Below are 11,652 nucleotides of genomic sequence, written 5' to 3' on the forward strand. Positions count from 1 at the left end.
AGGCAATGAAGATGGGGTACGTGAAGTATGAGCAGAAGGATCTGGTCGGGGTCGTTACCATTGACCGCGAAAAGGCTCTGAATGCCCTCAACACCGAAGTCCTTGCCGACCTGGAAGCGGCGGTCGACGCGATTGACCTTGGGAAAACCCGCTGCGTGATTATTACCGGCGCCGGTCAGAAGGCCTTTGTCGCCGGAGCGGACATCGGCGCGATGAGCACGATGACAAAGGAACAGGGCCGGGTGTTCAGCAAGCGCGGCAATGATGTTTTCCGCAAGATTGAAAGCCTGCCGATCCCCGTCATTGCGGCCGTCAACGGTTTTGCGCTGGGTGGAGGATGTGAACTTTCGCTCAGCTGCGACATCCGCATTGCGTCCGAAAACGCTTTGTTCGGTCAGCCGGAAGCCGGTCTCGGCATTACGCCCGGCTTTGGCGGAACACAGCGCCTGGCGCGCACAATCGGCGTTGGCAAGGCAAAGGAACTGATTTATACCTGCGGCAAGGTCAAAGCCGATGAGGCGCTGAAAATCGGTCTGGTCAACGCGGTATATCCGGCGGATCAGCTGATGGACGAATGCATGAAGCTGGCCGGGAAAATCGCGCGGAACGCTCCGATCGCGGTTCGTCAGTGCAAAAAAGCGATCAACCTCGGCCTGCAGATGGATATTGATACGGCTGTGTCCCTGGAAGCGGAGCTGTTCAGCTTTTGTCTGGATACCAAAGACCAGAAAAACGCGATGACCGCTTTCTGCGAAAAGAGAAAGCCGGATCCGTTTATCAACGAATGATTTTTGAAGGTAAAAATATATAAGGGGGTTTTTTCTATGATCGTTGGCGTTATTGGTGCGGGGACGATGGGCTCCGGAATTGCTCAGGCGTTCGCTCAGACAGAGAATTATTCCGTAAAGCTTTGTGATATTAACGCAGAGCTGGCTGCGGGCGGCAAAAAAAAGATTGAGAAGACGCTGTACAGAGCCGTTTCGAAAGGAAAAATGGAACAGGCTAAGGCAGACGCGATTCTCGCAAAAATCACGACTGGTACCAAAGAAATCGTTTCGGACTGCGACTTGGTTGTGGAAGCGGCTCTGGAACGCATGGACATCAAAAAGGCGCTGTTCAAGGATTTGGAAAGCATCTGCAAAAAGGACTGCATTTTTGCAACAAATACGTCTTCCCTTTCCATTACGGAAATCTCCAGCGGCCTCGACCGGGCGGTCTGCGGCATGCATTTCTTCAATCCGGCTCCGGTCATGAAGCTGGTTGAGGTGATCGCCGGCATTACGACTCCCGATTCCACAGTGGAAAAGGTCAAGGCGATTTCGGCAGAGATCGGCAAAACGCCGGTACAGGTCAAAGAGGCCGCCGGATTTGTCGTAAACCGTATCCTTGTTCCTATGATCAATGAAGCGGTTGGCATCTACGCCGACGGGACGGCCTCCGCCGAGGATATCGACACCGCGATGAAGCTTGGCGCGAATCACCCGATGGGCCCTCTGGCTCTGGGCGATCTGGTCGGCCTCGACATCGTTCTTGCGGTTATGGAAGTTCTTCAGAATGAGACTGGTGATCCGAAATACCGCCCGCATCCGCTGCTCAGAAAAATGGTTCGCGGCGGTTTGCTCGGCAGAAAAACCGGCAAGGGCTTTTACGATTACAGCAAGTGACTCTGGCAAAGCTAATATGAATTTGGAGGAACGAGTATGGACTTTCAACTGAGTAAAGAACATGAAATGGCCCGCACTCTCTTTAGAGACTTTGCGGAAAAAGAAATAAAACCATATGCGCAGGACGTCGATGAGAACGAACGCTTTCCGAAGGAAGCGCTTGAAAAATTCCGTCAGTACGGCTTTATGGGAATCCCTTATCCGAAGGAGATGGGCGGTCAGGGCTGCGATACGCTGACCTATGCAATGTGCGTAGAAGAAGTGGCGAAGGTATGCTGCACCTCCAGCACAATGCTTTCCGCCCACACCTCCCTTTGCACGTGGCCGATTTACAAATACGGCACTGCGGAGCAGAAGGCGAAATACATACCGAAACTGACTTCCGGCGAATGGCTGGGCGCTTTCGGTCTGACGGAGCCGAACGCGGGCACCGACTCTTCCGCACAGCAGACCAAGGCGGTTCTTGACGGCGACCACTATGTGATCAACGGCAGCAAGATCTTCATCACCAACGCGGGTTACGCCGATGTTTATGTAATCTTTGCCATGACCGACAAGAGCGCCGGCAACCACGGCATTACCGCGTTTATTGTCGAAAAGAATTTCCCGGGCTTTTCCATCGGCAAAAAGGAAAAGAAGATGGGCATCCGCGGTTCCGCGACCTGCGAACTGATTTTTGAGAACTGCATCGTTCCGAAAGAAAATCTGCTCGGCCAGGAAGGCAAGGGTTTTGTTGTTGCCATGACGACGCTGGACGGCGGACGGATTGGCATCGCTGCTCAGGCGCTCGGCCTCGCGGAAGGCGCTTTGAACGAAACTGTGAAATACGTGAAGGAAAGAAAGCAGTTTGGCCGTCCAATTTCAAAATTCCAGAACACTCAGTTTGAAATCGCCGACATGTACACCAAGGTTCAGGCTGCGCAGCTGCTTCTTTACAAAGCTGCCATCGCTAAAGATCACCAGAAGAGTATTTCGCTGGAAGCGGCTGAGGCTAAACTTTACTGCGCAACCGTTGCGATGGATGTGACCACCCGCTGCGTACAGCTGCACGGCGGCTACGGCTACACGCGCGAGTACCCGGTGGAGCGCATGATGCGCGACGCGAAGATCACCGAGATCTACGAGGGCACCAGTGAAGTTCAGAAGATGGTCATTTCCAAATATGCCTTGAAGTAAGGCGGAAACTCTAAGGAGGGAAATTCGTTGAATATTGTCGTTTGCATAAAGCAGGTACCGAATACCAATGAAGTAAAGCTGGATCCCAAAACCGGCACCCTGATCCGCGAGGGCGTGCCGTCCATCATCAACCCGGATGATAAGGCCGGTCTGGAGGCGGCTCTTCGCCTGAAGGACGCGAAGGGTGCTCATATCACCGTTCTTTCCATGGGCCCGCCGCAGGCGGATGCCGCTCTGCGTGAAGCGCTTGCCATGGGCGCGGACGATGCTGTGCTTGTAACGGACCGCGCGTTTGGGGGCGCCGATACATGGGCTACTGCTTACACGATTGCCGCTGCACTCAAAACCATGGATTATGATCTGATTATTACGGGCCGTCAGGCAATCGACGGTGATACCGCGCAGGTTGGCCCGCAGATTTCCGAAAACCTGAACCTTACCAATATCAGCTATGCGGAAGATATTAAGGTAGAAGGCGACTCTGTGATTGTAAAGCGGCAGTTTGAAGACCGCTATCACATCATCAAAGCCAAAATGCCGTGCCTGATTACCGCTCTGAGCGAACTGAACGAGCCCCGCTACATGACCCCGGGCGGAATTTTCGACGCTTATCAGAAAGAGATCAAGGTAATTACCCGCAAGGACCTCGATGTGGACGACAGCTGCCTCGGCCTGAAGGGCTCTCCGACTCATGTTGTGAAGACCTTTACTAAGAGCGCGAAAGCTGCGGGTACCGTTGTCAATAATCTGAATCCTCAGGAAGCGGCCGAGTACATACTCGAAAAGCTCAGAGAAAAATTCATTATATAGTTGAAAGTGGTGAGCTACATGGATATTCAGGAATATAAAGGTATATATGTATTTATCCAGCAGGTCGACGGTCAGGTGGCCGGCGTTTCCCATGAACTGCTCGGCAAAGCGAAAGAGCTTGCAAAAGATATGGAAACGGAAGTTACTGCGGTTCTGCTGGGCTACAATGTTTCCGGCCTTTGCAAGGATCTGTCAAGCTACGGCGCGGATAAGATCATCATGGTCGACAATAAGGACTTAGAGCTTTATTCCACAAAGCCGTATGCTTACTGCATGTGCCATATCATTGAAAAGTACAAACCCGCCGCGGTTCTTTACGGTGCTACCGCAATCGGCCGTGACCTCGCTCCGCGTGTGGCTGCCAGAGTCCGTACCGGTCTGACTGCAGACTGCACGAAGCTCGACGTTGCCGACGACGGCACAAAGAACCTGAGAATGACCCGTCCGGCATTCGGCGGAAACATCATGGCAACCATCATATGCCCGGATTATCGTCCTCAGATGGCGACGGTCCGCCCGGGCGTCATGCAGAAAATTAAGCCGATCGACGGTGCTTCCGCTCCGACCGACTCGATTGACATTGAAATTCCCGCTTCCGAAAAGGATGTTCAGATTCTGGAAGTCATCAAGAAAGAATCGCAGAAGATGGACATTCAGGACGCGAAGATTCTGGTATCCGGCGGCCGCGGCATGGGCTGCCCGGAGAACTTCAAGCTTCTTGAGAATCTCGCGGATGCTCTCGGCGGAACCGTCAGCTCTTCCAGAGCCTGCGTCGATGCAGGTTGGGTGGAAAAAGATATTCAGGTTGGTCAAACCGGTAAAACGGTTCGTCCGAACCTCTATCTTGCCTGTGGCATTTCCGGTGCAATTCAGCACCTGGCCGGTATGGAAGAGTCCGATGTCATTGTGGCCATCAACAAGGACGAAGGCGCACCGATGTTTGAAGTTGCGGACTTCGGCGTTGTCGGCGATGCTCTTAAAGTTCTTCCGCTTCTTACGGAAGAAGTCAAGAAAGCAATGGCTGCCCGCAAATAATTTTGTATCCATATGGATCAAGGCCCGGCATACTGATCGGTATGCCGGGCCTTTTCTCATGTGAGATGATTTACTAGCCTAGAGCCCCATGCGTCGCACACTGTCCGCGACAAGATCCGTCAGCTCCGTTTCCGCGCCCAGACTGAAATTCAAAAACACGCCGGAACCGCCCCCGGCTCCGATCGCGGCAATGAATACGCTGCGGTCAGCGCCCGCTACGGTTAGGCTCAGGCTTGCCCGATTGCCGTTTCTCATAAAATATTTGTCGTAAACCCGAACGGCAACTTTTGTTCCCCCGGACTGATAGTTGCTTTCATCCACAAGATTCATGCTGACTCCGCTTCGAAGAATATCATTTTCCAAAGTTGAAATAATTGACTCAAAATCCCCGTTTACAAGCTTTTCAAATTTAGCCATATCGATCCCTCCGATTTTCATTTGCTTTCAGTATATCATAATATACGAAAAATTGCTTGACAAAGAAAGTGAAGAGGGATAATATATAAACGTGTTTTAAACATGTTTAACAGGAGGAGTCATGAGGGAGAAAGAAGACCTGAAAAGCCAGCTGATTTCAGCGGCGACGGAGCTGCTGCGCGAAAGCGGGGACCCGACGGGGATTACATCCCGTCAAATCGCCGCTGCTGCCGGGACGAACGCAGCGATGATCAATTATTATTTCGGATCAAAGGATGAACTGCTGACCGAGGCGGTAGGCAAGATGATTGAATCAGAAGCGGAATGGTTTTATTCTCCTCCGGATTCAATGGACTCTCCCAAAAAAACTCTGCGGAAAATCCTGCTTCATCTGTCGCAAATGGTACTTCATTATCGGCGGTTCTCGAAAATTTTTATTCCGCATATTCTGCTCGAAGATGAAATCGTCAGCCCCGTCTATCTTCTTCCCCTGCTGCGAAAACATTTCGGAACCGAAAAAAGCGAAGTGGAATGCAGAGTCATTGCGTACCAGATGATTTCTTTCTTGCAGCTCGTGTTTTACCGTTCCGACGCGTTCCTGCGTTATGCGGGGATCAATCTGTTCGACGAAAGCGCCTGTGAAACTCTGATTGATCTGGAAATGGATTTATTTTTACCGGAGGAGAGAGTATGACTAATTTAGCGGAGTACATGAATCAAGCAATCAGCGAAATTGTTTCATCCGCCCTGCGGACCAGCCTGAAAAATCCCAAAGAAAGCAGATTCTTGCTTCATGCCGGCTCAGCGCAGAAAAAAGCGGCGGAGCTTCGCGGTACTTATGAAAAGAACGGAACCCATGTTCCGCCGTTTCTCATCGCCAGCATCACCCAAAAATGCAACCTTCACTGCGCGGGGTGCTACGCGAGGGCAAACCATTCCTGCATGGATCATCCAACAGCAAATGAAATGGACGCCGATCGCTGGGACGAAATTTTCCGTGAAGCCGAAGAACTCGGAGTTTCCTTTCTGCTGCTAGCCGGCGGTGAGCCTTTGACCCGCGCGGATATTCTGACGGCGGCGGCTTCACATCAGAATCTGATTTTTCCGGTTTTTACAAACGGGACGCTGGTTCGGGGGGAACTTCTGGACCGGTTTGACAGCAGCCGGAATCTGATTCCGGTTCTCAGCATTGAGGGGGACAGGGAACATACGGATATAAGGCGCGGAAAGGGAATTTACGATATGCTTGCGGAAACCATGGAGCAGCTGAAAAAACGCGGTATTTTTTATGGAGTTTCCATCACCGTCACAAAGGATAACTTATGTCAAGTTACCGATCGGGAATATTTGCGCCTGCTTAAGCATGCCGGGTGCGGCCTTGTGTTTTATGTTGAATATGTGCCGGTCGAATCCGGCTCCGAGCAGCTGGCGCCCGGGGAGCGGGAACGGGTTTTGCTTGAGCAAAGGCTCGACCGCCTGCGGGAAGAATTTCATTCGATCATCTTTCTTTCTTTTCCGGGCGACGAAAAAGCGCTGGGCGGCTGTCTTGCGGCGGGGCGCGGGTTCTTTCATATCAGCGCGGCGGGCGCTGCGGAGCCCTGCCCTTTCTCTCCGTTTTCCGACACCAGCGTTCTGTCCGGCGGCCTGAAACACGCACTTGACTCCGGACTGTTCAGAAAGATCCGGGAAAGCGGAATTGAAACGGAGGAGCATACGGGCGGATGCACCCTGTTTGCAAAAGAAAAAGAAGTCCGCGCCCTGCTCGGCGAATAAACCGATTTACAGGGAGCGGACAAAATAAGTCATGTCGGTTAAAATGATTCCGTTTTCCACGATGGGTTCCGGGTAATTCTCTGTAAAGAAATTATTTATGACATGGGAATATCGAAATCCATTTTTTTGATAAAACGAAAAATTCCCCTCGGAGGTACCGACATACATTTTTTTGTACCGTGCGGCGTAAAAAGAGAGAAGAAAACGAATCATGCGGCTGCCGATTCCTTGACATTGAAAACGTTCTTCAACCGCCAGATTCTTGAGTTCACAGCTTGTCCGGTCCAGCGGAAGAACGGCGCTCACGCAAATTGGAACGCCGTCGGATTCTGATACGAAAAGATCGCTCCGGCCAAGATAGCGGTTAATCATGGCTTCGTCCGGATCGGCAAGCAAAAGGAGAGGAAGGAATGCAGCCTTTTGGTTAAAAATCTGTATCGTGTTTTCCAATCGCCAATTCCACCTTTCGAACTCACTGGGAAGACAACGAACGTACCCGCTTGATTACGTCTGGCAGAACACGCAGAATCTCGTCCACTTCCTCTTCGGTATTCTGACAGGAAAGCGTCAGGCGCAGGGAACCATGCGCCAGCGGTTCCGAAAGGCCGATCGCGCGCAGCACATGGCTCGGCTCCAGCGAACCGGCCGTGCAGGCGGAACCCGCGGAGGCGCAGATTCCGTTTTGGTCCAGCAGAAGAAGAAGGGCTTCTCCTTCCACATGTTCAAAGCTCAGGTTCACGTTTCCCGGAAGGCGTTTGACGGAATCGCCGTTCAGCCTTGTGCCGGGAATTTTCAGCGCCCCTTGAATCAGCCTGTCGCGCATGGCCGTCAAACGGTCCGCACAGGCTTTTCTGTTTTCACAGGCTTCCTTCAGGGCCACAGCCAGCCCGACAATTCCCGCGACGTTTTCCGTGCCCGCGCGCAGGCCGCGTTCCTGCGCGCCGCCGTCCATCAGGCCGGAAATGCCGGCGCCCTTTCGGATATAAAGGGCGCCGACGCCTTTCGGACCGTGAAATTTGTGCGCGGAAAGAGAGAGAAAATCCACATTCATCGCTTTTATATCCAGAGGAAGAATTCCGGCCGCCTGAACCGCGTCTGTGTGGAACGGGATGCCGGCGCCGCGGCAGAGAGTCCCGATTTCGGAAATCGGCTGAATGGTTCCGATTTCATTATTCGCGGTCATAACGGTTACCAGCGCGGTTTCCGGGCGGATCGCAGCCTTTAATTCCTCCGGTCTTATGATTCCATTCTCATGGACTGACAGCGCCGAAACTGTGAAGCCGCCGGATTCCAGGGACCGAAGGGAATGCAGCACCGCGTGGTGTTCGAATTCAGAGGTAATCAGGTGCGTCTTTCCGGTTTCTTTTCCCTTTTTCGCGGACATCTTGATCGCCCAGTTGTCGCTTTCAGAACCGCCGGAGGTGAAGAAAATTTCATTGGGGCGCGCGTTTAAGCAGTCGGCTACGGTTTCTCTTGCCGATTCCAGCGCCCTTTTTGCCCGGCGGCCCGCCGCGTGCAGGCTGGACGGATTTCCGAATTCCTCCGAAAAATACGGAAGCATCGCCTGCAGCACGGACTCGGAGACTGGAGTCGTCGCCGCGTTATCCGCATAAATCATGTTGCAGCGCCTCCGTTTTTATGCTTCTCTGTTTCTGCGACCGCCATGCGGTCGCAAAGTTCGTTTTCAGGGTGTCCTGCGTGCCCTTTTACCCAGTTGACCGTCACATGGTGCGTTTCCAGAAGACCGAGCAGGAGTTCCCATAAATCGCTGTTCAGAGCAGGCTTTTTGTCGGCCTTGATCCAGCCTCGTTTCTGCCATCCTTTGGCCCAGCCCTTGGTGATTGCATCGCAGACGTAGCGGGAATCGCTGGTCAGGATCACTTCGCAGGGTTCGCGCAGTTGGCGCAGCGCCTCGATGACGCCGGTCAGCTCCATCCTATTGTTTGTGGTTTCGCGTTCGCCCCCGCTCAGCCTTTTTTCGTGGCTGCCGTAACGCAGAACCGCGCCCCAGCCGCCCGGCCCGGGATTTCCGCTGCACGACCCGTCCGTAAAGATCTCAACCCGCTTCATCCTATCACCATAAGTCCTTTAATTTTTCTGTTATTATAGCACAAAGGAGGGGCACATTCAAATCGCGGGGAAAGACGGTATAAAATGTTTTTCATTTCTTTCATTTGATTAGACAGCGCAGGATTGGTCATAATAAAGTCTGCGGATAGAAAACTGTATTGACAGTCTTTGTGAATCAAGGTACAATAAATAAGATATTAGTGTCCGGATTCAGCGATTCACGGGTTATTCCCGTTTATTTAGCACATAGAGAAGCATTTAATACATTTTTGCGCAGGCCCGGTGCAGCGTAAAAGGTAAAATGAATAGAGGTAAACCAGATTCGTTTGACCCGATTGTCGACGGATTTTAATGGTTGTGCCCAAAATATGATGGAGGTCATTTTGTGACAGAAAAACAATTAAATAATAGTTCCAACAGCTCGGCTGACCGTCAAGGCGCTGAAAATCAAAACACCGAAGCAGGCAAGGGAAAACGCCCCGAACTTTACCAGAAGATCACGCCGCCTCAGCTTCCGGTGCAGAAGAAGCAGGAGCAGCAGCGTCCCGCCGCAGCCAGACAGGGCAGACGAAGAAGCACCAAAAAGCCCGCTGCTGCGCAGGAAAACGGGGAACGTCAGAATACGGAACGCCAAAATAGTGAACGCCAGCCTCAGACACGCCAGCCTGCTCAGACAAACCAGCAGGTTTCTGGAAAACAGATTGGTGCCGATGAAAAGCAGCAGGTTTCTGGAAAACAGATTGGTGCCGATAGAAAGCAGCAGGCTCCTGGGAAACCGATTGCCGCCGATGGAAAGCAGCAGGTTTCTGGAAAACAAATTGCTGCCGATAGAAAACAGCAGGCCGGACCAAAGGAGAAGAGGGGAGTCCGGCAGCAAAGCGGGGAAAAGCAGCGCGGTGGAAGGCAGAAAAACGGTGCGAAGCAGCAGCCTCTTACGGCGATTCAGAAAACCGTTCAGGAATATTTAACGGAACAGGCGGCAAGAGAGAAAAAAGAAGCCGCCGCACAGAAGAGCAAACGTGGACGCAGGGGACGTCAGAATCAGAAGAAACCGTCGATTAAAGCCTATTTCCTTGGCGGATTGAACGAAGTCGGTAAAAACTTTACGCTGTTTGAATGCGAAAACGATATGGTGATCGTGGACTGCGGCATGGCTTTTCCGGACGGTGATATGCTGGGCGTGGATCTTGTGCTTCCGGACTTCACATTTGTGGAGCGCAACGCCGAAAACATCCGCGGCATTATTTTAACCCACGGCCATGAGGACCATATCGGCGCACTGCCTTATCTGCTGAAAAAGGTAAATCTTCCGATTTACGGCACGCCGTTCACACTTGCGCTGATTAACAGCAAATTAAAGGAGCACGGCCTTCAAAATTCCGTGAAGGCCGTTGTCGTCCAGCCGGGCGAGCACGCGCAGCTTGGCTGCATGGATATCGAATTTATCCATGTCAACCACTCCGTTCCCGACGCGGTTGCCGTTGCTATTCATTCCCCGGCCGGAGTTGTCGTCCACACGGGCGATTTTAAAATCGACTGTACACCCGCGATGGGTAAAATGATTGATTTGGGCCGTCTTGCTCAGCTTGGCAATGAGGGCGTCCTGGCCCTGTTCTCCGATTCCACCAATGCGGAGCGGCCGGGCTTTACAAAGTCGGAAAAAAGTGTCGACAGTTCTTTCGACATGCTGTTCAAACGCGCGCAGGACAGCCGTATTATCATTGCGACCTTTGCCTCCAATGTGAGCCGCGTTCAGCAGATCATTAACTGCGCGGTCAAATACGGGCGCAAAGTGGCTTTGTCCGGCAGAAGTATGATCAATGTTATGACGATCGGCGTGGAGCTTGGATATCTCGACGTTCCACAGGGAGTGCTGATCGACATTGACATGATCAACCGTTACCCGAAGGAACAGATCGTCCTGGTTACAACCGGAAGTCAGGGAGAACCGATGAGCGCCCTGACCCGCATGGCATTTGCCGACCACCGCAAAGTGGAAGTCGGCCCGGGCGACTTCATCATCATTTCCGCCCGTCCGATTCCCGGAAATGAAAAAACAATTGGAAATGTGATCGACGAGTTGATGAAGCGCGGCTGCCGCGTTGTATACGAATCCATGTATGAAGTGCATGTTTCGGGTCACGCCTGTCAGGAAGAACTCAAACTGATGCAGGGAATCGTAAAGCCCAAATATTTTATTCCGGTTCACGGCGAGCAGAAGATGCTGCGGAAAAACGCGGACTTGTCCTATGCCATGGGGAGGGACCCGAAAAACGTCTTTATCGGCGATAACGGCGACGTTGTCGAGCTTAACGAGGATTATATGAAGCGCCTTGCTCCGGTTCCGGCCGGTCGGATCCTGGTGGACGGCCTGGGCGTCGGCGACGTGGGAAGTATTGTTCTGCGGGACCGCAAGCACCTTGCCGAAGACGGGTTAATCGTGGTTGTCTGCACCATTTCCTGCACGGACGGTCACATCATTTCCGGTCCGGATGTCGTATCCCGCGGCTTTGTCTATGTCCGTGAATCCGAACCGCTGATCGACGAGGCCCGTGATCTGGTTTCATCTGTTTTGCAGGAATGCGCGGAGAACAGAATTCACGACTGGGGAACACTGAAAACTCGGATTAAAGACGAGCTGTCCCGTTTGCTCTACAATCGTACGCGCCGCAGCCCGATGATTCTGCCGATTATTATGGAAGTATAG

Annotated in this window: 12 protein-coding genes; 8 read left to right on the forward strand and 4 right to left on the reverse strand. The window is 52.4% G+C overall.

Going from position 1 to position 11,652, the window contains the following annotated elements; genetic code table 11:
• The first annotated feature begins 11 nt into the window (after nt 1-11).
• Genes ACLQ3M_RS05000 through ACLQ3M_RS05020 form a run of 5 tightly spaced genes read left to right on the forward strand, consistent with a single transcriptional unit; the run spans nt 12 to nt 4,685 of the window.
• On the forward strand, nt 12-788 hold the full coding sequence (locus ACLQ3M_RS05000; RefSeq protein WP_411676604.1) for an enoyl-CoA hydratase-related protein: 777 nt from the start codon (nt 12-14) through the stop codon (nt 786-788).
• A 36-nt stretch (nt 789-824) separates the two neighbouring features.
• The gene (locus tag ACLQ3M_RS05005) at nt 825-1,664 is read left to right on the forward strand and encodes a 3-hydroxyacyl-CoA dehydrogenase family protein (RefSeq protein WP_411676605.1); all 840 of its coding nucleotides are present in this window, start codon (nt 825-827) and stop codon (nt 1,662-1,664) included.
• A gap of 36 nt (nt 1,665-1,700) precedes the next feature.
• Nucleotides 1,701-2,840: an acyl-CoA dehydrogenase gene (locus tag ACLQ3M_RS05010; RefSeq protein WP_411676606.1), complete on the forward strand. Its 1,140-nt coding sequence runs from the start codon at nt 1,701-1,703 to the stop codon at nt 2,838-2,840.
• A 27-nt stretch (nt 2,841-2,867) separates the two neighbouring features.
• Complete coding sequence (locus ACLQ3M_RS05015; RefSeq protein WP_066644042.1) at nt 2,868-3,650, forward strand: electron transfer flavoprotein subunit beta/FixA family protein; 783 nt, start codon at nt 2,868-2,870, stop codon at nt 3,648-3,650.
• 18 nt (nt 3,651-3,668) lie between these two features.
• Nucleotides 3,669-4,685, forward strand: a complete 1,017-nt coding sequence (locus tag ACLQ3M_RS05020) for an electron transfer flavoprotein subunit alpha/FixB family protein (RefSeq protein ID WP_411676607.1) — start codon at nt 3,669-3,671, stop codon at nt 4,683-4,685.
• Nucleotides 4,686-4,763: 78 nt separating this feature from the next.
• Here ACLQ3M_RS05020 and ACLQ3M_RS05025 read toward each other — a convergent pair whose 3' ends face one another.
• Complete coding sequence (locus tag ACLQ3M_RS05025; RefSeq protein WP_411676608.1) at nt 4,764-5,102, reverse strand: DUF6054 family protein; 339 nt, start codon at nt 5,100-5,102, stop codon at nt 4,764-4,766.
• Between the two features lie 121 nt (nt 5,103-5,223).
• On the opposite strand from ACLQ3M_RS05025, the gene ACLQ3M_RS05030 reads away from it, so the two are divergent.
• Nucleotides 5,224-5,796: a TetR/AcrR family transcriptional regulator gene (locus tag ACLQ3M_RS05030; RefSeq protein WP_411676609.1), complete on the forward strand. Its 573-nt coding sequence runs from the start codon at nt 5,224-5,226 to the stop codon at nt 5,794-5,796.
• Complete coding sequence (locus ACLQ3M_RS05035; protein ID WP_411676610.1) at nt 5,793-6,875, forward strand: radical SAM/SPASM domain-containing protein; 1,083 nt, start codon at nt 5,793-5,795, stop codon at nt 6,873-6,875. The genes ACLQ3M_RS05030 and ACLQ3M_RS05035 overlap by 4 nt, the downstream gene beginning before the upstream one ends.
• Before the next feature lie 6 nt (nt 6,876-6,881).
• Here ACLQ3M_RS05035 and ACLQ3M_RS05040 read toward each other — a convergent pair whose 3' ends face one another.
• The 3 genes from ACLQ3M_RS05040 to rnhA are packed head-to-tail and all read right to left on the reverse strand — an operon-like array spanning nt 6,882 to nt 8,945.
• A complete protein-coding gene (locus ACLQ3M_RS05040; protein ID WP_411676611.1) occupies nt 6,882-7,325 on the reverse strand; it encodes a GNAT family N-acetyltransferase in 444 nt (147 codons plus the stop codon).
• Nucleotides 7,326-7,347: 22 nt separating this feature from the next.
• A complete protein-coding gene (nifS, locus tag ACLQ3M_RS05045) occupies nt 7,348-8,493 on the reverse strand; it encodes a cysteine desulfurase NifS (protein ID WP_411676612.1) in 1,146 nt (381 codons plus the stop codon).
• Entirely contained in the window at nt 8,490-8,945 is a 456-nt protein-coding gene (rnhA, locus tag ACLQ3M_RS05050; RefSeq protein ID WP_411676613.1) for a ribonuclease HI, read from the reverse strand. Before rnhA ends, nifS begins: the two co-directional genes overlap by 4 nt.
• 940 nt (nt 8,946-9,885) lie before the next feature.
• On the opposite strand from rnhA, the gene ACLQ3M_RS05055 reads away from it, so the two are divergent.
• Nucleotides 9,886-11,652 carry a ribonuclease J gene (locus ACLQ3M_RS05055; protein ID WP_411676804.1) on the forward strand — a complete coding sequence of 589 codons (1,767 nt, stop codon included), beginning with the start codon at nt 9,886-9,888 and terminating at the stop codon, nt 11,650-11,652.

It is taken from the genome of Caproicibacter sp. (assembly GCF_046707225.1).
Lineage (GTDB): Bacteria > Bacillota > Clostridia > Oscillospirales > Acutalibacteraceae > Caproicibacter.

Bases quoted from the DNA above. Each gene is read 5' to 3' on its own strand.
- nifS (WP_411676612.1), bottom strand. From the start codon at position 8,493: ATGATTTATGCGGATAACGCGGCGACGACTCCAGTCTCCGAGTCCGTG.
- ACLQ3M_RS05025 (WP_411676608.1), bottom strand. From the start codon at position 5,102: ATGGCTAAATTTGAAAAGCTTGTAAACGGGGATTTTGAGTCAATTATT.
- ACLQ3M_RS05010 (WP_411676606.1), top strand. From the start codon at position 1,701: ATGGACTTTCAACTGAGTAAAGAACATGAAATGGCCCGCACTCTCTTT.
- ACLQ3M_RS05035 (WP_411676610.1), top strand. From the start codon at position 5,793: ATGACTAATTTAGCGGAGTACATGAATCAAGCAATCAGCGAAATTGTT.
- rnhA (WP_411676613.1), bottom strand. From the start codon at position 8,945: ATGAAGCGGGTTGAGATCTTTACGGACGGGTCGTGCAGCGGAAATCCC.
- ACLQ3M_RS05030 (WP_411676609.1), top strand. From the start codon at position 5,224: ATGAGGGAGAAAGAAGACCTGAAAAGCCAGCTGATTTCAGCGGCGACG.
- ACLQ3M_RS05020 (WP_411676607.1), top strand. From the start codon at position 3,669: ATGGATATTCAGGAATATAAAGGTATATATGTATTTATCCAGCAGGTC.
- ACLQ3M_RS05005 (WP_411676605.1), top strand. From the start codon at position 825: ATGATCGTTGGCGTTATTGGTGCGGGGACGATGGGCTCCGGAATTGCT.
- ACLQ3M_RS05000 (WP_411676604.1), top strand. From the start codon at position 12: ATGGGGTACGTGAAGTATGAGCAGAAGGATCTGGTCGGGGTCGTTACC.